The 22013-nt window shown below is 67.7% G+C and carries 21 protein-coding genes; 15 read left to right on the top strand and 6 right to left on the bottom strand.

The features are described 5' to 3' along the window. Positions 1-131: 131 nt before the first annotated feature. The 4 genes from IEZ31_RS41640 (at position 132) to IEZ31_RS41625 (ending at position 4469) form a co-directional block, all read left to right on the top strand. Complete coding sequence (locus IEZ31_RS41640) at positions 132-896, top strand: hypothetical protein (RefSeq protein ID WP_190255648.1); 765 nt, start codon at positions 132-134, stop codon at positions 894-896. A 667-nt stretch (positions 897-1563) separates the two neighbouring features. Beyond that, on the top strand, positions 1564-2508 hold the full coding sequence (locus IEZ31_RS41635) for a DUF1963 domain-containing protein (protein WP_190255647.1): 945 nt from the start codon (positions 1564-1566) through the stop codon (positions 2506-2508). A gap of 121 nt (positions 2509-2629) precedes the next feature. After that, positions 2630-3523, top strand: coding sequence for an SDR family NAD(P)-dependent oxidoreductase (locus tag IEZ31_RS41630; protein WP_229836527.1), 894 nt, complete (start codon positions 2630-2632; stop codon positions 3521-3523). A 226-nt stretch (positions 3524-3749) separates the two neighbouring features. After that, positions 3750-4469, top strand: coding sequence for a DUF8817 family protein (locus IEZ31_RS41625; protein WP_190255646.1), 720 nt, complete (start codon positions 3750-3752; stop codon positions 4467-4469). A 49-nt stretch (positions 4470-4518) separates the two neighbouring features. On the opposite strand, the gene IEZ31_RS41620 is transcribed toward IEZ31_RS41625, so the two are convergent. Continuing rightward, on the bottom strand, positions 4519-5001 hold the full coding sequence (locus tag IEZ31_RS41620) for a tyrosine-type recombinase/integrase (protein WP_190255645.1): 483 nt from the start codon (positions 4999-5001) through the stop codon (positions 4519-4521). Positions 5002-5311: 310 nt separating this feature from the next. On the opposite strand from IEZ31_RS41620, the gene IEZ31_RS41615 reads away from it, so the two are divergent. Then, complete coding sequence (locus IEZ31_RS41615; protein ID WP_190255644.1) at positions 5312-6106, top strand: hypothetical protein; 795 nt, start codon at positions 5312-5314, stop codon at positions 6104-6106. Between the two features lie 387 nt (positions 6107-6493). Here IEZ31_RS41615 and IEZ31_RS41610 read toward each other — a convergent pair whose 3' ends face one another. Further along, complete coding sequence (locus IEZ31_RS41610) at positions 6494-6892, bottom strand: hypothetical protein (RefSeq protein ID WP_190255643.1); 399 nt, start codon at positions 6890-6892, stop codon at positions 6494-6496. Positions 6893-7359: 467 nt separating this feature from the next. On the opposite strand from IEZ31_RS41610, the gene IEZ31_RS41605 reads away from it, so the two are divergent. The 7 genes from IEZ31_RS41605 (at position 7360) to IEZ31_RS41575 (ending at position 14002) form a co-directional block, all read left to right on the top strand. Beyond that, positions 7360-7935 carry a hypothetical protein gene (locus IEZ31_RS41605; RefSeq protein ID WP_190255642.1) on the top strand — a complete coding sequence of 192 codons (576 nt, stop codon included), beginning with the start codon at positions 7360-7362 and terminating at the stop codon, positions 7933-7935. 853 nt (positions 7936-8788) lie between these two features. After that, entirely contained in the window at positions 8789-9028 is a 240-nt protein-coding gene (locus IEZ31_RS41600; RefSeq protein ID WP_190255641.1) for a hypothetical protein, read from the top strand. Between the two features lie 619 nt (positions 9029-9647). Further along, positions 9648-10166, top strand: a complete 519-nt coding sequence (locus tag IEZ31_RS41595; protein WP_190255640.1) for a hypothetical protein — start codon at positions 9648-9650, stop codon at positions 10164-10166. 423 nt (positions 10167-10589) lie between these two features. After that, positions 10590-11222, top strand: coding sequence for a hypothetical protein (locus tag IEZ31_RS41590; protein WP_229836524.1), 633 nt, complete (start codon positions 10590-10592; stop codon positions 11220-11222). Positions 11223-11671: 449 nt separating this feature from the next. Then, positions 11672-12175 carry a hypothetical protein gene (locus IEZ31_RS41585; RefSeq protein WP_190255638.1) on the top strand — a complete coding sequence of 168 codons (504 nt, stop codon included), beginning with the start codon at positions 11672-11674 and terminating at the stop codon, positions 12173-12175. Between the two features lie 115 nt (positions 12176-12290). Continuing rightward, positions 12291-13136, top strand: coding sequence for an SDR family NAD(P)-dependent oxidoreductase (locus IEZ31_RS41580; protein WP_190255637.1), 846 nt, complete (start codon positions 12291-12293; stop codon positions 13134-13136). 674 nt (positions 13137-13810) lie between these two features. Next, positions 13811-14002 carry a hypothetical protein gene (locus tag IEZ31_RS41575; RefSeq protein ID WP_190255636.1) on the top strand — a complete coding sequence of 64 codons (192 nt, stop codon included), beginning with the start codon at positions 13811-13813 and terminating at the stop codon, positions 14000-14002. A 200-nt stretch (positions 14003-14202) separates the two neighbouring features. On the opposite strand, the gene IEZ31_RS41570 is transcribed toward IEZ31_RS41575, so the two are convergent. Further along, positions 14203-14760, bottom strand: a complete 558-nt coding sequence (locus IEZ31_RS41570) for a hypothetical protein (protein ID WP_190255635.1) — start codon at positions 14758-14760, stop codon at positions 14203-14205. Positions 14761-14930: 170 nt separating this feature from the next. Here IEZ31_RS41570 and IEZ31_RS41565 point away from each other — a divergent pair, with 170 nt between their 5' ends. Beyond that, positions 14931-15107: a hypothetical protein gene (locus tag IEZ31_RS41565; RefSeq protein WP_190255634.1), complete on the top strand. Its 177-nt coding sequence runs from the start codon at positions 14931-14933 to the stop codon at positions 15105-15107. A 529-nt stretch (positions 15108-15636) separates the two neighbouring features. Here the strand turns inward: IEZ31_RS41565 and IEZ31_RS41560 are convergent. Next, complete coding sequence (locus tag IEZ31_RS41560; protein WP_190255633.1) at positions 15637-17085, bottom strand: wax ester/triacylglycerol synthase family O-acyltransferase; 1449 nt, start codon at positions 17083-17085, stop codon at positions 15637-15639. Positions 17086-17691: 606 nt separating this feature from the next. On the opposite strand from IEZ31_RS41560, the gene IEZ31_RS41555 reads away from it, so the two are divergent. Continuing rightward, positions 17692-19764 carry a S9 family peptidase gene (locus IEZ31_RS41555; protein WP_190255632.1) on the top strand — a complete coding sequence of 691 codons (2073 nt, stop codon included), beginning with the start codon at positions 17692-17694 and terminating at the stop codon, positions 19762-19764. A 371-nt stretch (positions 19765-20135) separates the two neighbouring features. Here the strand turns inward: IEZ31_RS41555 and IEZ31_RS41550 are convergent, their stop codons facing one another. Next, a complete protein-coding gene (locus IEZ31_RS41550) occupies positions 20136-20399 on the bottom strand; it encodes a hypothetical protein (protein WP_190255631.1) in 264 nt (87 codons plus the stop codon). Between the two features lie 105 nt (positions 20400-20504). Continuing rightward, positions 20505-21488: a helix-turn-helix domain-containing protein gene (locus IEZ31_RS41545; RefSeq protein WP_190255630.1), complete on the bottom strand. Its 984-nt coding sequence runs from the start codon at positions 21486-21488 to the stop codon at positions 20505-20507. Positions 21489-21862: 374 nt separating this feature from the next. Here IEZ31_RS41545 and IEZ31_RS59560 point away from each other — a divergent pair. Then, positions 21863-22013: helix-turn-helix domain-containing protein (locus IEZ31_RS59560; RefSeq protein WP_444542478.1), on the top strand; the 151-nt coding region annotated here is incomplete at its 3' end.

Here is a 22013-nt window from a genome sequence, read left to right as displayed (position 1 = left end):
AATAATCCGCGAAGACATCGGCTTCTTCGACTTGGAAGCGACGGCGTTGACCCCCGGCCTGCCATGGCCTCGCGAGCTCCCCGCCTCGGGCTGGGTCCAGGGGGATTGCGGCGAGTCGGCGCTGCGCGGGCGTGGCCGCCGACGGCGATCGCAGGCCGTCTGGGAAGACCGCACGCAGGTACGGCTCGCACAGCGCGCCCTGCGTCCGGTGCTCGTCGCCGACGTCGAGATACGTCGCGCCGTACGGCACCGACGCGATCGCCGCCGATGCGCCGGCACAGCCGCTCGGCGAGCACGGCCGCCGCGTGTGGCAGGACCGCGAGCGCCATCGTGCCCTCGAACGCCTGCATGTCGATGACGGCCGGATTCCTGGTCGCCTCCGCCTGCAGCACCGCGGTCGCGTCGGCATCGTCGGCAAGCGCCGGGGCGAGCGCGGCGCACACTCGCACGCCGGGGTGTGGGTCGTGCAGCCAGGCTCTGGGTGCCCCGTTCAGTTCGCCGGCGCCCAGCAGCATGGATGCGCGATGGTGCGGGTCGTTCGAGACGCACTCCGCGAGGTGGTACGCCAGCAGCCGAGGCCGGTGCGCCTCCAGATCGGGATGGCGGCTCAGCATCGCCGCGGCCGAGGCCGCATGGATCCGCAGGCGCGGCGCCGGGACGGTCAGCAGCGGCTCGACCGCGGCGAACGCCTCGGGCAGCAGGTCGAAGCAGTCCGCGCGCGCCGCGGCCAGCAGGACCTCCCCCGGAGCGTCGGCCGTCGTCCGGTCCAGAACGGAGCGGGGCTCGCGCAGGTATGTGGCCAGCCACTCCCGCACCTCCGCGTCGTCCCGCCGGGACGCCGCCGCCCGGTCGACGCCCGCGAGCGCGACACCGGCGACGTCGCGCAGGAACCATAGGGCTGCATGGCGCAGGGTCGGGTCGTCACCGCCGAATCCGGGCTCGCCGACCGTCCGAACGAGGTACCGCACGCCCTCGACCGTGGCCGGGGTCAGGCGCCCGCCGCAATACAGCGCCGACGTCAGGAACGAGTACGGCGCCCGCCAGAACGGCTCGTCAGGCTCCGGGGGACGGTCGTCACCCTGACGCAGGGCGTCGAGGAGCGCCATGTCGTCAACGGACGGGCCGTAAGCGTGGAAGGGCACAGCTCAGCGTCACCAGGACGAGCGCCGCAGCGGGCGGGTCATGCCGAGGAACGGTACCAGCGCACCGCCCCCGCCAAGGACCGCGCGTCCGAGCCCATCGTCGCAACGGATGCCGCCGGAGACCGTAGCGGAAGCAAGGTCAGGCGCGCACGTCGGCCATGTCCGGACACCGGCTGAGCGGGCCGAACCCCGGCTATGGATTCGGCGTGAGTCCGACCCCGAACCTGTCGCTCGACGAGCACATGGAGCACATCCGCAACTTCCGGGCCCTCGTTGGCCCCACCACCGGATACATCGAGGACGACTGAGCCATAGCGCCGCTTGACGTTGCCGTCCACTGAGCTGCCTGCGCGACTTCGGCACGTCCTCAGGTCGGCATCCGTGGACAGCGGCAGCGCTGCGCGAGCGCGGTCAGCGGCAGATGTGCGATCTGGATCTTGGGGTCGGTCACGCCGTTCCGCAACGTTTGTTGGTCGTGGTGTTGTGGATGCGGTTGGCGTGGCGTAAGGATGTGGCGGTGACGGGGCGTAGAGGTGAGCTGGAACAGTTGGCCCGCCGGTGGCTGGCGCCCGGGATCGCCGATCGGTTCATGGCGCTGCTCCGGCCGGCGATCCGGCTATGCGCGTCGGGTCCAGATGATCAGCGGGTTGGACAGCTCGGTGGAGAGCCGGCGCTGCCCGACGGCATGCCGTGGCCGACGTGGGCTGACGATGAGCCGCTGTCGTTGGTGTTGGCGATCGGGTTCGACCGGTTGGTCGGCTACGAGGTTGACATTGATCTGCCGTTGGCGGGATCGCTGCTGTTTTTTCGACCAGGGCCGGAGTCCGCTCGCGATCCCGACCCGGGAGCCCGGCTGATCTACGTGCCGCCTGGCACGGCGGTGAGCCGACGACGTCCGCCGTCAGGCACCTACGTGTACCCACTCAAGCGGCTGGCCGCCCGCACGGTGCTCACCTGGCCGCACGGGTGTGAACCGGTGCTGATGGCGCAGTTCGGCAGCTTCGCGCAGGCCGATCAGCTCGTCTGGGGGCAGCAGTGCGATGGGCAGTCTTTCCAGGATGCGCTGTGGCGGCATCGGGTGGTGGTCGATCGCGGTGAACCGGACCATCAGATCGGTGGATACGCCTGCACTGTCCAGAATTCGATCGTGTACCAGGCGGCCGGGGCCGCGCTCGGCCACTACAACTACCAGGGCGCGGCGTTCGCCGCCGAGGCGGCGATGTGGACGGCGCTGCTGCAAGTCAGCGAGGACACCGACGTCGACATGGGTTGGGGTGACGGGGCCCTGTTGTACTGGGCCGTGCGCACCACGGATTTGTCCGCCCGGAACTTCAGTCGGGCGTATTACGAGACCCAAGGACACTGAGCCCCCACCGTCACCTGGCCTTTGGCACGCTCGGCGGCATGAGCGGATGCCGCGGCGATGGTGTTCACCGATCGGCTGCTCACGACGGTCGGCCTGGGTGTGGCCGGCTGGTCTGGGTGTGGTGGACGGGGCGATCGCGGGCGGTGGTTTGATCGTGCTCTGCCGCGGTCCCGGTGCCGCCAGGCCGGGGCTGGATCGCGGGGAGAATGGCGGCAAAGATTCTGGAGGAGTGGTGCGGCGATTCGAGGGCAAGGTCGCGCTCGTCACGGCGGCGGCACAGGGCATCGGGCAGGCCGTCGTACGGCGGGTTGCCGCCGAGGGCGGTGCGGTGGTCATCACGGACCTGCGGGAGGACGCGGTCGCAGCGCTGGCCGAGGAGGTCGGCGCGGAGCACGCCCTCGGGGTCAAGGTCGATGTCACCTCACGCGCCGACGTCGACGCCGCGGTCGCCGCGGCGGTCGGGCGGTTTGGCCGGCTCGATCTGGTGGTGAATAACGCGGGCGGCTGCATCGTCACGTCGATGCCCGAGGACACCTCAGCCGAGGACTGGCACCGTCAGCTCGACTTCACCCTCGTCAGCGCCGCCCGTTGCATTCAGGCGGCTATCCCGCACTTGGTGAGGACTCGCGGCAACGTAGTCACGATCAGCTCGGTAAACGGCATCGCGGCCTTCGGCAACGTGGAGTACGCCGCGGCGAAAGCCGGCCAGATCGCAATGTCGCAGAACTACGCCGCCCGGTACGGTCCGCTCGGCGTGCGCTTCAACGTAGTCGCCCCCGGCACCATCCGGACACCGAATTGGGACTCCCAGTCGGACGCGCTGGAGAAGCTCAAGCCGATGTACCCGCTCGGCCGCGTCGGCGAGCCAGAGGACATCGCGGCAGCAGTCGCGTTCCTCGGCTCCGACGACGCCGCATGGATCACCGGACACACGCTACCCGTAGAGGGTGGCGTGCTGACCGGCCCCAACCCGATCGACCTGAGCCCGCCTGACACGCTCCACAAAGGCTTTTAGCAACCGCGCGTCAATCCGCCGATACCTTCAGACCGGCATGAACGCACGCTGTACGCGGCAGATCCGGGCGCCTGATCTTGGCGAGCGGTATGGCAGTCAGGAAGGCACCGCCGATGGCTCGGTTCGTCGGCGCTGCGTTCAGGGTTATCAGCCGATCGGATGACCGAAGGCGATGATCGGCTATTTCCATGTGCGACGGACACCCTGCGACGCTTAGGAAGGAGGCATGACCAACGAGGTGACCGTTCCCCTGCTGCCGTGCGCATCCATTGACGACATTGAAGCCTTCTACGGAGTTCTCGGTTTCCGTACCACGTACAAGCAACGCAAGCCCAACGCGTGTGTGGGGGTGCAGCGGGAAGACCTGCATCTACAGTTCTTCGAGATCGCCGGATTTGACCCGGAGCAGTCCTATGGCTCCTGTCTCGTACTCACCGCGGACATCGAGGGACTACACCGGGCATTCGCAGCCGGCATGCGTGCCGCGTACGGCAAGGTGCTGGTGTCCGGAACGCCGCGGATGACCCGGCCTAGGTCGCGGAAGAACGCCGACGGGTTGGGCGGATTCAGCGTCATCGACCCGGGCGGCAACTGGATCCGCGTCTTTCGGGACGCCGCCACCGCGCCCATGCCGGCCACCACGCCTGCCGGGCGGCTGGCCAAGGCCCTAGCGAATGCTGTCGTGCAGGCCGATTCCAGGGGAAGCGTCGGACAGGCCGTTCGGATCCTCGACAGCGCGTTGGCCCGCCCGTACGCCGACGACGACCCGGTCGAGCAGGTAGAGGTCCTGGTCTACCGCGCCGAACTCGCGATGGTGCTGCACGATCCAAAGACTGCGGCCGAGATGCTGGCCCGCGCCCAGTCCGTCACGCTCACGGAAGACGAATCCGAAAGGGCGGCACCCGCGTTCGACAACGCCGCCGAACTCGCAGCAGCACTGCGGTGACTCACCATACGAACGCCTCTCTCATCTCGGCATGGTCGCGAACCGCGGGTCAGGTTCCGGACGCCATGTGGGCGGCGAGGATGTAGTTGGGGTGGCGGTCGAGGTTGGTGCGAGCGCGGTCGTAGCGCACGGTGGTGCGGGGGTCGGCGTGGCGGGCGGTGATCTGTACGTCGCGGAGGCTAACACCGGCGTCCAGCATGGTCGTGACAAACGTGTGCCGGAGCATATGCGGGTGCATCCTGGGCATCCGCACGCCGGCGGCCGCGGCCAGGTGCCTGAGCCGCCGGGAGGCGGCATGGCGATCCATCCGCCCACCGAGCAGCCAGCGGACGTAGCGTTCGATGTCGATCCGGACCGCCGCGAGCGGATCGAGCTCGTGATCGGTGCACCAGCGTCGGAAGACCCGCAGGTCCGATTCGCTGTGCTGCCGGGTCTGGCCGCGGTAGCGACCGAGGTAGGCCACTACCGCGGCCCGCAGAACAAGGTCGCCCGAGGTCTCGAGGTGGGCGGTGGGGACAGGAAACGCAGCCATACATTACGGTGCGTCACCAGCCGCGTGTCGAGTCGATCGGTGGGCGGTGCGTGCGACCCAGGTGTCCGACGCCAGCGCGATGCCGAAGTTCCGGCCCTTCTTGCGGACGATCCAGGTTCCGGACACGGGACGATCTCGATCACGGCGCTGAACCAGGTCGGTCGTCTCGGTACCGCAGTGACCGTGGCGCTGGGCGCAAGCATGGCCCGGCCCGCGGACGACGGTGGGAGCGGTACACGGTCGAGGGTTGATCCATTTCTGGCCGAACGGGCATGTCCGGTGTGACGCGGCCACCGTACTGTCGCATGCCATGACCGTCGATGCCGCACGTCCGGCCCGGCCCGCGCAGGTGACTGTCGCGTTCTGGTTCCAACTCGCCGCCGTTGCTCTGCTACTCGGCCTTGTCGGGCTGGTCGTCGCGTACGCTGTGCATTTCGACGACGAGATCTCCCGAGCCGCCGCGCTGGTGCCCGACGCGGACCCAGCCGAGGTGAGCTCGGAGCGGTCCGGAAACGTCTTCACATCGCTGATCCTCGGTGTACCGACGCTCCTGTTGGCGGTCTGGCTCGCCGCGACGGCGGTGCCGGTCTCGCGGGGCAGCAACATCGCGCGGATCCTCGTTTTCGTCGCCGGGGGCGGGCAGTTGCTGATCTGCCTGCTGCAAGGCTGCGGCGGGTTCCTGGTCGCGCCGTTCTTCTTCGCGTTCGACAGCGCGGATGTCTCCGGGACCGATGTCTCCGGGACCGGCGAGGTGCCGTGGGAGGAGTCAAAGTTCCTCGAAACCCTGTACTCGGATGTGGACCCGTTCTCCGAGGTGTCCTTCCTGGCGGGCGGCGCCGGCGCGCTGGTGGTACTCATGTTGACGTGCGTGGTGGTGCTGCTGCTGGCCCTGCCTCCTGCGCACCGCTACTTCGTCCCGCGCACCGCGGCACCCCAGGCGCCGGGCTGGCCGGCTGTCCATCCCGGCGCCGGCTACCCGTTGCCGGTGCCGTACATGGTCTGCCCCGATCCTTCGGTCCATTTCCCACCTGTCGCCGCATCGCCAGTCACCGCTCCACCACCCGAGCCCACCAGCGCGCCCCCAACCACCACGAACGACGCGTAGCACCATCCGGCCCGCGGTCGCATGACCAGCGGCGAATCAGCGCGCCCACGACTCCCGTGTCGTCTGCGGCGCCAGCCCAGATGCTGATTGCGGCGGTGTTGACCACCTACCACAGCAACGCGCGCAGTGCACCGCTCGAGACGGCCGCGGTGAGCAGCGTGGGCCACGCACGCCGGAGGCGGTGCGCTGTGGCCAGCGAAGCCAGAATGGCGGGCGGCAGGCAATCTTGATTAGTTGCGAAACCGCAACGCCGCCGGGCCGCCGTTCTTGGCCGCAATTACGGCCAAGTTCCGGTGTACCTCTTGGGATGTACGTGCCGGTGATGGTCGGATGTAAGCGCGGCAGCCACGCGGCGTGCGACGCAACCTCAGCCGGGGCGGAGGTGCCTCAGGATCGGCGGAGGCGCCACGCCATGGGGCCCGCAATGAGCAGGACTACCGCACCGCAGCAGCAGCTACCCGACCCCCACAGGCCAGGACCCACGCTTGCCTCGTCGCCGTTGACGAAAACGGTCTTCTGCGCCCCGGGCGCCATGTCCTGGTCGGCCGGCATGTGCGCGCTGTGCTGCCGGCCGCCGCTTTGCCAGATGACCGCGCAGTAGCGATTGCCCGAACTCTTGGCGGACGGCTTCCTGGAGTACCCGCAGTCGCCGACCGTCGCCGTGGCCTTTTCCCAGGTCAAGGTCCGAACCTGCCAGACACCGAAGAGGAACAGGAGAAGACCGAGAATGGCCCCCGCCAACGCCCATTCCAGGCCCGACGTGTCGGATGCACCGTCATTCGACATGTCCGCACTGTAGGGACCGCCAGCAAGCCGCGACGGCAGTCGATGATCAGACCGGAGCGGAGCTGTTCATCCAACACGAAAACACCGCACAACCCTCCGATCGGGACGTGCCGAGCACTGTCACTCACGTCACCACCTGGTCGACCCCGACCGACGGACGCCGCTCGTCCAAGATCCGGTGCACACTCATCGGCATGTCCGCGCACCGGCCGGACCGGACGCTCGTCACTCGGCGTGACGGAGTTCGCCGACCTCGCGCTCACGGTCGGCGGCCAGATTCGGTCACCATGCCGGACGTTCGACGGCGACCGGTGTTCGTCAATGCGGAAGCCGTTGCGACGTACCTGCCGCGCGATCACGCCTACTGGGCCGCGCGCCTCGCTGATGCTCGGCCTGCGCGCTGAGTTTGTGGAGATTCGCCGGTCGGGTCGACGGCAGATGCGAATCGGTCGACCATATGCATGGTGATGAGCACTCGGAGCATTCCGGCCACCATGGCGCTCGTGACTGGCGCCGTCATGCTGGCGTTCGACCTTGCCGTGCAGTTCCAAGCGCACGTCGGGTCGTGGCATCTGGTTGCGCTTGCGCCGCTGGAGCGGCTGTCCCGCGCAGCGCTGATCTTCGCAGCCGGGCTGGTGCTGCTGGCAGCGGCGAGTTGGCGGGTGTCGGACGGGAAGGTCGTGGCGCGCGTGCTGACCGTGTTCGCCGGGGTGCTCGCGCCATTCGCCGTCATCGCGGCCGCGGCCGCCAACGTCGTCGAGACAGGCATACTCGAACGCTCCTCGGCGCATCAAGTAGCGGTCACGCCGGACGGACGGCACGCGCTGTACGCCCGGTCCGTGTACAGCCTGCGCTACGACGACACCTGCTACCGGTTGCGTACCACCGGTTGGCTGGTGCGCGAGAGTCGGGTCGATGTGGTCTGCGTCGACGGCGTACAGGTCGAATTCGCCGACGACAGCCATCTGCGGGTAGGTACGAGGACGATCGCCTTCTCCGGTGTGGCAACGGCCGAAACCGTCTACATGCGGAACTCGGACTAGCCGTTCAGCGGTGTTGCCGGGGCTAGCGGGCCGAGGAGCTAGCGTTGGTCGGCTGAGCCGATGTGGGCATCGGCTCCGGTATTGCAACCTCTTCACCCGCGCAACCCGCTGCACAGGCAGATCGCGGCCTACCTCGCGGAGCTACAGCGGCACGCTCTGCTCACGGCGGCGATCGCTGGCCGCCCGCGACGCGCGGGCGGCCAGCGATCGCCGTGGCCGTAAGGGACAAGCGCAGGTCTGCACCTTGCGGGGGAGTGGATTTGGGAGCAGTCCACCGAAGTGGTCACCACCTACATCGCTCCCAGCTGAGCCGGCGACCAGCTGGAATCGCTCAAGGCGAGGACCAGCGTATTCGTGAGGGCGTGACCTCTTCGGAATCGCCGAAGTGGCGACCGGGGAGGCGACGTCGCTCCGCTCTGGGGTTCAGCGTCGCGCTGCTGTCACCTGGCTTGCTGATCTCCATCGAACCACGGCCGTAGCAGCCACGGCGGTGCCACCGAGTTCGGCAACTCGAGCACAAGGACATCGTCGAGCGGGGCCGCCGGCAGCCCTGTGCGGCCCAAGGCCGCGAGGGTGACTTCCTCGTTCACTGTCCGGAGGTGGCCGGCGACAGCGTCGGCGACCTCGGGGTACGAACCGTCCAGAGGACGCAAGGATTATCGACCACCAGAAAGTAGTGACCGTCCATGCATCGCACGAAGACATACCGCACGATCGTTACGCTACGCGAGTGCCCAGACCGCGATGCTCGGACGCGGGTATCCGCTGCGGGCGACTGCGAGAAATGCACCCTCCAGGACCGGGCCGTGGGTGGACGGCGCGCCGGGGCGGCGTGATCATCGAAACTTGTGCCATGAGCGACAACCTCGACGTGTTCGCCCCGGTCCATGACGCGCTCGCTTCGTTCCAGGGCTACGGGCTCGACTATCTGTCCGTCTCCGTCATCGGCTCGGCCGACGCCATGGAACTCAGCTTGCGCCCGATCCATCCGAAACCTCAGGTGACCTCTCTCTCCGCGACATCCACTACCTCGCCATGCACCGGCTGCCCCACGAAGACATCGACTTCTTCGACTTCGAAGCGACGACGTTGACCCCCGGCCTGCCATGGCCTCGCGAACTCCCCGCCTCGGGCTGGGTCCAGGGCGGATTCCCACCGTTGCTGTGGATCCGAGGTACAGGCCCGGCATCCTTCGACGTGGTCGCCGCTATCGTCAGCGTCATGCGCCAGATCCGCTGAACCCGATAGCGAAACGCTCGATCAGCGGCAGATGCGTATGCGATAGGAACTCGCGCGTCTGGTAGCGGATCGCTACCGGCACAGCCAATAACCGTCTCCCGGATAGCAGACCACGTCGCCGCTCCGGTTTCGGGCCCAGACCGTCGCGCCCTGGACCCAGACGTGCTTGCCATCGTGCAGCAGGAGCGGACTCGGAAGCTCCACTGCCCAGTCGCCGGCCTCCACCATTGTCACGATCGTCAATCAAGACACCGGCACGGGTTCGGTCCGGACAACCCCACTGGCGTCATCACCTCGACCGAGCTGCATCTGCACGAGCCACGACGACTGAGCGCGGAGTGCCGCACCGTAGTGTCCATGCACCCTGAGACCAGTTCACTATTTCGGATCCGCGCGGATCGCGGCATGTGCGCGCAGCTGATCAAGGGGTTCGTCCTCGGGGCTGGACGTTGTACGCGGTCGACGGAAGGGCCGTGCCGCTGCGCATCATTGTTGATCACTGGGGCGAAGTTCCACTGCGCAGGCAGGTCGCTGTCGCACTGGGCACAGGTGAAATCGTTGTCCCGCCCGACGTTGCGTTCGCCGCAGGCCGGGCATCGTCGGAATATGACCTTGTCGGTGAAGTCGACTGGATGCCGTACACCGATTCGGTCGAGCGCTTCGCCGGCGGCTGGCCAGGAGTCCGGATCGGGGCAGTACCCGGTCGACTGGTTGGTCACCTGGACCACGTGCCAGCCGGAGACGGCGGGAGCGAACGCGATTTCGCCGGCTGCGAGGACGTCGTGTCCACCGGCCAGCGCGACGTGTTCGGAGCGCCGGGGCGCCAACCTCAGTTCGCCGTCGGGCGCGACGACGAAGGTGAAGGGCTCGGCGAGTTCACCGCGGTCGCGCCCCGCAAGCCACCGCGCGAGGGCGGTAGCTGTATCGACGGCCACAGCGTCCACCCTCGCCACGCAGTTGCGGTCGCGCTTAGTTCAGGCGGCCCAACGTAGCTGTACCGCCTGGCATGCTTCACCGGGCGACGGTTATCCACTGACCGCCGGAGAGGTCCACAGGAAATCCGAGCTTCACTGCTCGTGTGAACTGACGCCCAATCAGCGGCATGAGCGCCCACCCGGTCAAGCGGGTCCACCGACGGTGCCTGGCTTGATCGACGCCAGCACATGCTCGGCGAGCGCCATCCCGCGGGTCGAGCAGTGGACCGTTTGTGGGATGCCGTTCCGAAGGATATCTCGATACAACGTTGACTAGCTAACGCCATCGGAAGGTCCAAGTTGACCAGCCTCGACGTCCTTGAAGGGGTCGTCATGTCGATTTTCCGCAGACCCTCAGATTCGTCGCGTCGGCGGCGAATCCCCATTCTAAATCCGGCGACGTATAGGGAGATACTTGAAGCGAATGATAAGCCGCTGACGATGGACAACATCGTCGCCGTTGCCGAGTTCATGGCATGGAATATCTCGGTGAACGTCCAGAAGTTCTGGTACAGGCGATACCCGGACGCGCTAGAAGCATTTGTGGATAGGTTTGGCGGCTGGGAGGGAGATGACGTCGGCGGTCATCCGTTCGGATTGCTGGATCGGGATCAGATGGCGAGAGTCGCTGACGAAATGATCGACTTCCTGCTGGCGCCTCCGAGTGCAGCTTGGCCGGTGCCAAGCCAGGGCATACAGAAGCTGCTTGATATTGCGCCAGAGACGTTCGCCGACCTTTTGTCGCGATTTGGCCATTCACTACCGAGAAACCTGATGAGTCTTGATTTCTACCACGAGTCATCCAAAAGAACCTTCGCTTTCGACGCGAGGATCCCTGCGGTCAGAAAGTGTCTCAAATGTAACGATGACCTGCTGGGCGGGGTAGTTGAGAACGTCCACCATTTGACGGACCACGTCGACCTAATCGAAGGCGGTCGGCATGCCGGCCGTTTTACCTGGTGGTGCCCGGAGCATGGTCTAGCCCCAGCGCATTGGGAAGACCGTTATAATGCGGCGGCCGGTCTGGGAATGCACATGCATAAGGATCATGGATATCCATTGAGTGCCTCCTGAGCTTGCTGCTCGGGCGGCGCAGGGCGGCGCACGGCGGTGGTCGAAATTGATCATGGAACCATCGTGCGCGCTCATCGGCATGCCCGGACACCTGCGCCAGCGAGGGCCGGCGACGACGCCGTGGGCCGATGGCCTTCTTGTTTCTTGACCCGGAGCACGAACGCGTTGACGTAGCTGCCGTCGGCGTGGATCTCAGTCCATGACCGGGGAGAACTGGGCGAGGGCGCCGGCGCGCAGGTAGTCGCCACTGGAGTAGCCGCCGCGTGCAGTGTATTCGTCAGATGAGTGCACCCGAAGCGTCCGGCCGCTGACGGGGCACACTGGCAGCCTGCGCCGGGCTGCCACCCCACCCGGAGGTCGCTGCGCTCACTGCCGTCCACGCCGGCTGCTCGCCGGTACCGGCGCGGAGGAGGGCCACGCGATCGCGCCGCGCGCCGTACCCTGCCGCCATGACACCCATGGTGGTTGCACGGTTCCTCGCGGCAGCGGTGGTGGCGGCCGGCATGACCGCCTGCACCGCCGGCGCGATGCGCCCGGCCGTCCCGGTGACGGAGGCCACCCCCGGCGCCAACGACGTGCTGGTCGGCGCCTGGAGCTCGACGACGGACGGCGCCGCACACATCGAAGGCACGTTCCCCGTCAGTCCGCCGCCCGAGGTTCCGAGGCCCGAGGGGTGGACGTTCTTCCTTCGGGCGCGATGCGCCGGCGACGGCACCGTGTCGATCCGTGTGAGCGGAAAGACCGGCTTCGCCCAGACACACAAATGCGAGTGCATCGGCAAGTGGGCCGTTGGACGGACGTCGTTCCCGCCCGGCACCGAGACGGGCCCTTCTGACCCCGGACCCTTCAGCCTCGCCATCGACCGGTCGGGCGGCGTCACCTCCTGGGACGTCGAGGCCTACGCGCAACGGGTCGCCAACGTCTACCCGAAGCCCAGCGCGTCACCGACATAGCGGCGCGACGCCTCCTGCCCCTAGCCCTGACAAACGAACTCGTCGCACGCCAGGGTCAGCGTCGTTTGCGTTTGCGTTTGCGTTCGCGCGCGCTCAAAGCCATGGCGTCGCTGCCATGACGACACAGACCTGGATCATCACCGGTGCGTCCCGCGGTTTCGGGCGAGCACTGGCGGAGTCGGCGCTCGCCGCGGGCGACCATGTGGTGGCGGCGGTACGCCGGCCGGACAGCGTGGCCGACCTAGCGGCGAAATACCCCGACAACTTTCTGATCGCGAACTTCGACGCCCGAGACATCGCTGCGGCGGCGTCGCTCGTGCGGGCCACCCTCGACCGCTTCGGTCAGCTCGACGTTCTCGTCAACAACGCGGGCCGGGCCGTGGTCGGAGCGGTCGAGGAGGTCAGTGACGCGCAGCTGCGCGAGCTGATGGATCTGCACCTGTTCGGCCCAGCCGCGCTCGTGCGGGCGGCGCTGCCCGCGATGCGTACCCGGGGCGCTGGGATGATCGTGCAGATGAGCAGCCAGGGCGGGCGGATGTCGTTTCCCGGCGTATCGGCCTACTCTGCGTCGAAGTTCGCCCTCGAAGGCTGGTCCGAGGCCCTGGCCGGGGAGGTCGCACCGTTCGGGATCCGCGTGATGATCGTCGAACCGAGCCGGTTCCGGACCGACTTCAACGCCGCCGACGTGCTCGAATTCACTGAGGCGTCCGAAACGTACCGCGACTTGCTCGCCGCCGTCCGCGCGGACATGGCCGGGACCGACGGCCGCCAGGAAGGTGACCCAACGCGGGCGGCCGAGATCATCGTGTCCCTCGCACACAGCGACGAGGTGCCGCTGCGCCTGCCGCTCGGGCGCGAAGCGGTCGAGCGTATCTCGGGCGTGTACCGGCGTGGTCTGGACGAGGTCGAGCGGTGGGCCGAGACTTCCCGCAGCCGCAGTCGCAGCTGCGATCAACCTTGAGGGACCGGACTCCTGTTCCAGTTGGGCGACTGCCCGCCGTCGCCAGCAGGTCCGAACCGTCACCCGGATGCGCGTGTGGGCGCCGACGCCACCGGCGACACCGCCCGCCGTCGGCGAACGTCCACCACCGGACGGGGGGCAAAGCGGGAGCGCAACGGCTCCCCAAACCGCGCCGTACCGCGCTGAACTGCTCCCACGTTTGCGCACGTCGTTGCATCGCGGCAGGTCAGAGGCGGTGCAGCCACATGGTTCACACCTAAGCGTTGTACTACGCTGAACCTACTTCAACGGGCGTCGAGACAACCTGGCCAGACGCCCCGCGATCGCCGTGGCCGTAAGGCATGGACGCGGGTCTGCACCTTGCTCGGGAGCGGAACTCCGAAGTGGTCACCACTTACGTCACCGCCAGTTGACCGACGGCAAGCAGGAAGTGATCAAGGCGAGGACCAGCGCGTTCGCGTGGGCGTGACCTCTTCGGAAACGCCGAAGAGCACCCACAGGACCGCTCGGTGCCGAAGCCGCCGGCGATGCACTACGGCAGGTTGGCTCGTACACCCAACTACACCTACCGCAACGGTAAGCGGACCGAAACCGTCGATTCGGCCTTGGGGAGGCACCGAAGCGGCGGGTGGGCGGGGCCGCCGGCGGAGCTAACTTGGCGCTACGGTGGCGCAGTGGGCACACCGGAGCTCATCGACAAGGGCACGCACGTCCTCGCGGTCAGGCCGGACGGTGAGGTCCTTGCGGCGGCTGTCCGTTCGCCGGAAGGCACCCGTTGGAGCGTCATGGTGGTCGGCGGCGGAGTCGGACGCCAGGTCGAGTCCAAGGAGGCCGCGGTCGCCGAACTCAAGAAGCTCGACGCTTGAGCCGCCTGCAGCTCGCCCAGGGATGGAGCCAGCTCGACGCATCAGCACGACGGCCGCACCGATTGCCCCCAGCGCGGCGGTTACGGCTCTGGACCACGCGCTGCCAGCGTCACGGTTGTCGCGGCCATCGCAGGCGGCGGTGGCATGAACGCGGACCTCGCTCCGGGCACGCAGAGGTCCTGTCCATGGTCGCCAGCGGGTCAGTCGCGGCGTCGAGGTGGCGGCGGGTGTCCGCGGTTTGGGTCGTGTTTTCGGAGTGAGTCCGCAGTCTCGGCGGCCAGTCGTTGCAGCAGCCATGCGGCGGCAGCCTGTACCTCGGTGGCGGCCTCGATCGGGGTCTCGACCGGCGGCCCGGTCCGGGCGTCGACCTGGTGGACGCCGCAGATGGTCGGGTGGGAGTCACAACTGAGCGAGATCGTGGTGTGTACCTGCCACGGTGGTCCGGGCCGATGGTACGGTCCGCGGCCCACCGGGGCGCAGAGGATGTCCACCCAGATCTGATCTGCTCCACCCTCGCCGGCCAGGATCGTGACCGGGAACTCCGGTTCGGGCCCAAGCCGCTGATAGTGGAAGCGGTGCAGTGGGACGCCCCAGAGCTGAGCGTCGGGTCGTGCACCGAGCTGCTGCCCCAGCCGATAGAGAGTTTCGTCGGCGGCTTGCAAGAGCTCACGAACCCGGTCGTGTTCCGTCCGTTCCGTCAGGGCGGGGAAGAGCCAACCGACCTCGCCCAGCGCCAGCGGAATGTACCGGGACGTCACGGCCCCAGTCTGCGTCGCTGAGGCCTGCCACGTCCACATCCGTTGCGACCCCAACCGCTGCGACCTGGCATCCGACTTGGGCGGAGCGCCGAGACTCACAGTTGCGTTGCGGGATTGGCGGACGCGTGGAATCCGTATCGGGTCCGCGTCAGATCGCCCGGGCGAGTTCGGTGAACGCAGCGGCGACCCTGGTCGCGGTCGCCGCCCAGATCAACGGCGCGTATGCGAGCGTCGACGCCGAGGCGCTGTGCCACGCCGACGACCCAACTCCCGGGTGGAGCTTCCTGCGTAAGCTGATCCGGCTGCCGGTGACGCTGCCCCGCGTGTCCGGGTCGAGCGGTACCTGAATAGCCTGCTTCCCCGACTCTGGAGGCGACCCATCGCGGAGTCATGCTGGTTTTCGCCGCCCGCCGCGGCTTGGTAGGGCGAGTCGGCGCCGGCCACCGAAGTGGCTACGCGGTCGTCCTCGTGCTGTCCCGGCTGTCACTGCGTGCCAGCACGACGACCGCAGCGGGGGAGCGGGGCGATCAGTACGACCGGGTCGGCCCGCCGGACTCGAGCGCGCTCGCGACTCATCCAGTACCGCGCGTCTGTAGGGCGACCTCCAGAGCTCTCAACTACGGTCGGACTTCTCGGGTAGCGCTTCATCTGAAGCGGGAAGTTCACAGCATCGTCGAGAACGGACACCCGCGTCCGAGGCCGCGCAGTTTGTTACTGCAGCTTCCACCGGTTCCTCACCGAGAACGTGCGTGAATCTCGCGCGCTGGGCGGGTCGGCCGCAGCGGTTCGGCCCGCACCGGTGATTTTTCAGGTATGGCTGTTTTGTGTCGTACTGGTCGTCCGGGTGGCAGCTGTGTGCGTCGGGCGGCTGACCGGTCAGGGTGCCGGGCTGATGGCATGGGCCAGGGCGGTGAGCGCGGTCGGGATGGCGTTGGCGAGGCGGTTGAGGTCTGGCACGGCCCGGTGGTCGGCGTGGAGTCCGATGTGGACCGATTCTCGGTAGGTCGACAGTGCGATGCCGAGTGCCTGGCCGTGGGCCAGGGGAGCGATGGGATACGCGTGGTGGAGTGGGGCCCCGGCGAGTGTTATCGGTCGTGAGGGGACCGGGACGTTCGTGATGATCGTGTCGAACAGCAGCGGGCCGGCACGGCGCAGGAGGGGGATGGTGAGGTGTTGTGCGGGAACCGGGATCTGTTCGGTGAGCACGGGGAACGCGCCTGGGCCGCGGGCGAATCCGGCGGCCTTGTGGCGATCCATCGCGGCGCGGACGTGGTGCAGCATGGTGATCGGGTCGTCCTGCTGGATCGGCAGATCGCACAGGTAGCCGGACAGCACGTTGTGACGTTGTGGCTGGGTGGTGCGGCCGCGTCGGCTGACCGGGATGAGCGCTCGGATGTTGAGGTTCTCGGGGCGCTGGTTGTTGGCGACGAGCCAGCGGCGCAGCGCGCCGGTGATGACGGCCAGCAGGACGTCGTGCTCGGTGCCGCCGTAGTGTTTGCGCACGTGCCGGACGTCATGGGTGTTGAGCCGGAGGAGGGCGAGGGATCGTGCCGTTCGTGGTGGCGTCTTGGGTGCTGCGGCGGTGCGGGCGATGGCGTGCATGGTGTCGTGGAGGGAACTGCCGAGTGTTGATGGCAGCAACACGGCGAGGCGTACGTTCGACAGCAGGGATGCGGCGATCCCCGCGCTGCTGGCGGCGAGGCTGAGTGTGCGGGGAATGCGCTTGGCGCTACGGGCGACGTCGGCGATGGCATGTGCCGCTCGGGTCGCTCGCTCGGCGGCTGCCTGGACGGCCGTCGGGGTGGGTGGCGCCATGGCTGTGGTCGAGTCCGGTTGGGGGTGGTTTGGCTGGTGGTCGGTGAATCCGTCGAACAGGCGAAGGCCCAGTTCAACCGCGCGGAGTCCGTCGGCCATGGCGTGGTGAAGTTTGATCAGTAGCGCGAAGCGGCCCTCAGGTAGGCCGGTCATCAGGTGTATTTGCCACAAGGGGCGGCTGAGGTCGAGGGGTTCGGCCATCAGTTCGCTGGCGAGCACGGTCATCGCGTTCTTGGCTCGCTTCAGCTGGTGGACGCGTATGTGCTGGGACGGGTCGAACGTTGTGTCGGGTGTCCATACCGCGCCGCCAGGTGGCCACCAGGTCGTGCGGGCGCGCTGGCGCAGCGCCGGTATCCGCCTGACGCGTTCGCCGAGCACCGCGGCGAGCCGGGCGGGCGGGATCTTCTCCCGCGGTTGGAAAATGGCCAGGGCGCCCAGATGCATGGGTGCCTGCGGGGATTCCAGGCGTAGGAAGGCAGTGTCGAGGGCGCTCAACCGTTCGTGGTCCACCGACGGCACTCTCCATGCGATGTTTGGCCGGACGCGGCGCTCTCGACCTGGCAAGGCATGACGCGCACTGCTCATCAATGTTTGCAGTTCCTGCGCGCTCTTCCGACGTGGGTGTTGAAATGTCACCCTGGCAACGCCTCGAATCACACGAGGTGAGCGACGGCCACCGCACGGCAACCGCAACAACCAGTCGACTCTGCGGGCACCCGAGGACGGCCGCCTCGACGGCCGAAGAGATGATCATGCCCTTCCGGCCAGCCGACCCACCAGCAGCCGTGGCCTGGCCGGTGTTGGTGGTGCTCGGCCGCCGCAGCCGCCGCGATGGCTCAGAACGCCAGTCGTCGGCCCGCGCCGACTCGCGAGTCATCGGGGCGGCCGGCGCACCGCAATCCGGGCGCCGTAGGCCACCACTGTGTGGGAGGCCGGTTGGTCAGGACTTGGGCACCGTTAGTGCCTGGACAGCGGCAGATGTGGATGTCGTGAGGTGCATCGGCTGGTGCGGACGGGATACTGCTGCAGCGCCGAGGACGCCTGCTTCAGCGCGGCCTTTCTTTCGGCAGATGTTCTGACGTTTCTGGCAGCGGGGTGCGGTGGTACAAAGGCGTGGTGGTCACCGATGCCAACGCAGATGAGCAACCCGGCGATCCGTTCGCGGATCTCGATGCCTACATTGGTCTACCGCGGGTCGCTGGGCTGTGGCTGTCGCCGGACGGCCGTCGACTTGTCGTGGGAGTGGCGCGGCCCGATCGCAAGAAGACCCGCTATACCACGGCGTTGTGGGAGGTCGACCCGGACGGGGCGCGGCCGGCCCGGCGGCTGACCCGCAGCAGCCAGGGCGAGTCGGCTGCCGCCTTCACGCCGTCGGGTGATCTGTTGTTCGTGTCGGCACGGCCGGAGCCCGACGGTGACACCGACGAAGGGCCGAGGGCAGCATTGTGGCTGCAGCCGGCGATCGGCGGCGATGCCCGCGTGGTCGCCTGCCCGCCAGGGGGCGTGCGTGGCGTCGTCGTGAGCGGGGCCGGGACGGTCGTCGTTGGCTCGGCGATGATGCCGTCGTCCGCCGACGCGGCCGATGACAAGAAGATCCGCGCGACGCGGAAGGAGGCGGGGGTCTCGGCGATCCTGCACGAGGAGTACCCGGTCCGGTACTGGGATCACGATCTTGGGCCGGAACGGACCCGTCTGCTGGTCGCCGACTTCGCCGAGGACGCCACCCTCGGGGATGCCCAACTGGATCTGCGCGACCTCACCGGCCACGTCGGTCGGGCGCTGGACGACGAGTGCAGCTGGGACATCGCGCCCGACGGCCGCACCGTGGTCGCGGTGTGGGCGGTCGCCGAACCCGCTGGGTCCCAGCGGTACACGCTGGTGACGATCGACGTGGCGACCGGCGAACGCCGAACGCTGGCTGACGACGTCGACCACGAGTACGAATCGCCGCGCTGTTCCCCCGACGGGACGAACGTTGCGGTCGTCGTTCGCCGGCGGTCCGCACCGCACGATCCCGGCGACTGCTGGATGGGGATCGTCCCGCTCACCGGCGGCCCAGTTCAGGCACTGACCGAAACCTGGGACCGCTGGCCCCAGTCCGCCCGCTGGACGCCGGACAGTATGGCGTTGGTCGTGGCCGCCGACGATCACGGACGCTCGCCGTTGTGGCACGTGGACGCCGCGACCGGACACCTCACCCGGTTGACCCACGATGACGGCGCCTACACCGACATCCAGGTATCGCCGGACGGGCACTGGATCTACGCGCTGCGCTCGTCCATCAACAGTCCGCCCGCCCCGGTTCGGATCCCCGTTGATCGGGCGTCGGCGGTGGAGCTCCTGCCTGGCCCGACCGAGGCGCTCGGCGCCAGCTTCGGGGTACCGGGACGGCTGGAGGAGGTCACCACAACCGCCGCAGATGGCACGTCGCTGCGCGCCTGGCTGGCGCTGCCGGAACTGGCCAGCGCGAATTCGCCCGCGCCTCTGCTGCTGTGGATCCACGGCGGGCCGCTTCGTTCCTGGAATACGTGGTCCTGGCGTTGGAACCCGTGGATCGCCGTGGCCCACGGGTACGCGGTCCTGCTGCCCGACCCCGCCCTGTCCACCGGATACGGCATCGACTTCATCCGGCGCGGCTGGGGTGCATGGGGTGACGCCCCGTACACCGACCTGATGACGATCACCGACGCCGCGCAGGCGCGCGCCGACATCGACGCCGGCCGCTCCGCCGCCATGGGCGGCTCCTTCGGCGGCTACCTGACCAACTGGATAGCCGGGCACACCGACCGATTCGCAGCAATCGTCACCCACGCGTCGCTGTGGGCGCTCGACGAGGCGTTGGCGACCACCGACACGTCGTACTACTGGGCCCGCGAAATGACCCACGAGATGGCAGACGCCAACTCACCGCACCGCTTCGCCGACGCCATCACCACCCCGATGCTCGTCATCCACGGCGACAAGGACTATCGGGTACCGATTGGTGAGGCCCTGCGCCTGTGGTGGGACCTGCTGTCGCGGTCGAAGACAGAGAACGGATCGAGCCCGCACAAGTTCCTCTTCTTCCCCGACGAGAACCACTGGATCCTCAAACCCAACCACGCCAAGCTCTGGTACTCCACCGTTCTCGCCTTCCTCGCCCACCACGTGCACGGCGAGGATTGGCAACGGCCGAGTCTCCTCGGGTGACAAGGACCCGGAGGGATCAGTCCCCATCGTCTCCCTGCACCCGTCTACCGAGCTGGTCAGCGATTCGCTCAGCGGCCGGCGAGTAGTTGCCCTCGATGTTGACGACGCCGTCTCGCCAGGAGAAGTTGGCCGACTCACCAGACACCGCATACACAGGCTGCGGACCGATGTCACGCCAGGGCACATGCCCATCGAAGACCGGGCGAGGATCCCAACCTCGGTCAGCGGACGACCCGCCCGCGTGTCGCCAGCGGACCCGGGGAACAGCGGCCACCGGCCACCGGCTGCCCTGGCCACGCCGCTTCTGCGATGGCCAGCCCATCCGATGGGGATGGGCTGGCCATTTTCGACTCAGCGGCGGTGTAGCGATCTCAGGCCGTGTCGATCCACGGGTTGCCAATGATGGTGCCGGCGTCACAGCGCAGGCTGGTGGGGGTGGTGACCCTCTTCCACGCGGACCATTTCCAGTCGCCGTCGGTGCACCTGATGCCCAGCCGCCACATGCCGCCGCCCGACAGGTTGTTACAGGCGCCACGGCCGAAGGAGGGGGTGGTCTTCTCCGTCCAACAACCAGTGGGTGCCGCCTGAGCGGGGGTGGCCATGAGGCCGACGGCGAGTGCAGAGCCGACGCCCACGGCGGCAAGGATTCTGCGAGCACGCATTCCGAACTCCTATCGTGAAAGATGGTTCCCTTTCGGCGTGGACTCAGAATCGCGTAGGGGACCCAGTCCGGGCATTGTCTATTCGCGCGGTGGGTTTGTCGTTTCGCGTACGACCGTGCTGCGGTAGTCCCGGGGGGATTCGCCGTAGGTGGTTCGGAATAGCCGGCTGAAGTGGGCGTGGTCGGTGAAGCCCCAGCGTGCGGCGATGGCGTGGATGGGGAGTTGGCGCTGGGCGGGGTCGGCGAGGGCGTGTCGGCAGCGTTCCAGGCGTTGGCGGCGGATCCAGGCGGCTGGGGTGGTGTCGTTGGCCGCGAAGAGCTGCTGCAGGTGGCGCAGGGAGATGTGGTGGGTAGCGGCGATGGTGCTGGGAGACAGGTCCGGGTCGGAGAGGTGTTGCTGGATGTAGACATGTACGCGGGTGAGGAGGGCTCGCCGGTGGTTGTCGGGTGGGAGGGCGCCGAGGGCGTCGAGTTCGTGGGCGAGGATGGTGGTGAGCAGGTCCAGGGCGATGTCAAGAAGCCGGGTGATTTCGGCGGCCCGATACCGGGCAGGTTGCGTGGTGATCTCGGACAGACAGTGGGACAGGAGCCCGCCGATGCCGTACTGTCCCGCCAAGCGTCTGGCGAGGAGAGGGGCGACCCTGCTCTCGGGCAGCGGTAGCCAGGACTTGGGCAGCCAGAACATGTGGTGCCCGCCGCCCTGGTACCAGACGTGGAACGGTTGCGATGAGTCGAACAGGAGCATGTCGCCGGCCCCGATTTTCGCCTCGCGACCCAACTGGCTGAATCCGTACATGCCATTGCGGATGACGCCGAGCAGGTACTGTTCCGGATCCGACTGGCGGATGAGTTTCGGGGTGCGCTCCACGTGCAACGACGATTCCACTGTTTCGGCTGATACCTGCATGGCGCCGGATCCCCATAACCTGGTCGCGGCCCGGAAGTTTGCTGCGTCGTCAACCTGCGCCCGTGTTGGAATGAGCGAGCGGCATGTCATCTCGTGCCAGCAGGCGAAACGATCCGCCGTAGGCAGATTCTCACTGTTGAACACCATCTCGAACATCGATCCCCCGTTGGTCGGGCGTCACAGAAATTGATCAGCCACCGCCATTTGTGATGTTGCAAGCAGGCCGCCATGGCGCATTGGTGTGCGTGTCGCACACCCGGATCGTCATGGACTCTCTGCGTGGCAGACATCGCATAATGCCCGGATACCCATGATCGATTCCAGCTTGCTGTCAATAATTGACAGTCTTCGCTAGACTCGGCCATTCGTGCGCCCAGCGGGGCCGGAGGTGAGTGTGCAGCTCAGCTGCAGTCGCAAGCTTTGGCTGGGTTGATGTTGACCGGAGTTGTCGGATCGGGGCCGCGCTGTTCGTAGTTCGGGTGAGAGGCTGCCTCCGAGGGCGCTGTCATGACCACAGGAGGGGCCGACCGATGCCGCACCCGCTGGCGAGGGTTGCCGAGCTTGCTGCCCGGGCCGCGGTCAGTGCCCCGATCGAGGGTCGAGTGCTGTACGCCGGGTTGCGGGCGCTTGCCGTGCCGCAGGAGCCGGTGGCCAGGCTCTGGCATGCGGCGACGCTGTTGC

The organism is Dactylosporangium sucinum, from assembly GCF_014647515.1.
Classification (GTDB): domain Bacteria; phylum Actinomycetota; class Actinomycetes; order Mycobacteriales; family Micromonosporaceae; genus Dactylosporangium; species Dactylosporangium sucinum.
The sequence above is the reverse complement of the archived record's forward strand: the minus strand, read 5'-3'. Positions and strand labels throughout refer to the sequence as shown.

Excerpts from the sequence above, each read along its gene's own strand:
- IEZ31_RS41615 (WP_190255644.1), top strand. The coding sequence starts at position 5,312 with ATGACCGTCGATGCCGCACGTCCGGCCCGGCCCGCGCAGGTGACTGTC.
- IEZ31_RS41635 (WP_190255647.1), top strand. The coding sequence starts at position 1,564 with ATGTGCGATCTGGATCTTGGGGTCGGTCACGCCGTTCCGCAACGTTTG.
- IEZ31_RS41600 (WP_190255641.1), top strand. The coding sequence starts at position 8,789 with ATGAGCGACAACCTCGACGTGTTCGCCCCGGTCCATGACGCGCTCGCT.
- IEZ31_RS41610 (WP_190255643.1), bottom strand. The coding sequence starts at position 6,892 with ATGTCGAATGACGGTGCATCCGACACGTCGGGCCTGGAATGGGCGTTG.
- IEZ31_RS41580 (WP_190255637.1), top strand. The coding sequence starts at position 12,291 with ATGACGACACAGACCTGGATCATCACCGGTGCGTCCCGCGGTTTCGGG.
- IEZ31_RS41620 (WP_190255645.1), bottom strand. The coding sequence starts at position 5,001 with ATGGCTGCGTTTCCTGTCCCCACCGCCCACCTCGAGACCTCGGGCGAC.
- IEZ31_RS41545 (WP_190255630.1), bottom strand. The coding sequence starts at position 21,488 with ATGTTCGAGATGGTGTTCAACAGTGAGAATCTGCCTACGGCGGATCGT.
- IEZ31_RS41585 (WP_190255638.1), top strand. The coding sequence starts at position 11,672 with ATGACACCCATGGTGGTTGCACGGTTCCTCGCGGCAGCGGTGGTGGCG.
- IEZ31_RS41625 (WP_190255646.1), top strand. The coding sequence starts at position 3,750 with ATGACCAACGAGGTGACCGTTCCCCTGCTGCCGTGCGCATCCATTGAC.
- IEZ31_RS41590 (WP_229836524.1), top strand. The coding sequence starts at position 10,590 with ATGGACAACATCGTCGCCGTTGCCGAGTTCATGGCATGGAATATCTCG.
- IEZ31_RS41605 (WP_190255642.1), top strand. The coding sequence starts at position 7,360 with ATGAGCACTCGGAGCATTCCGGCCACCATGGCGCTCGTGACTGGCGCC.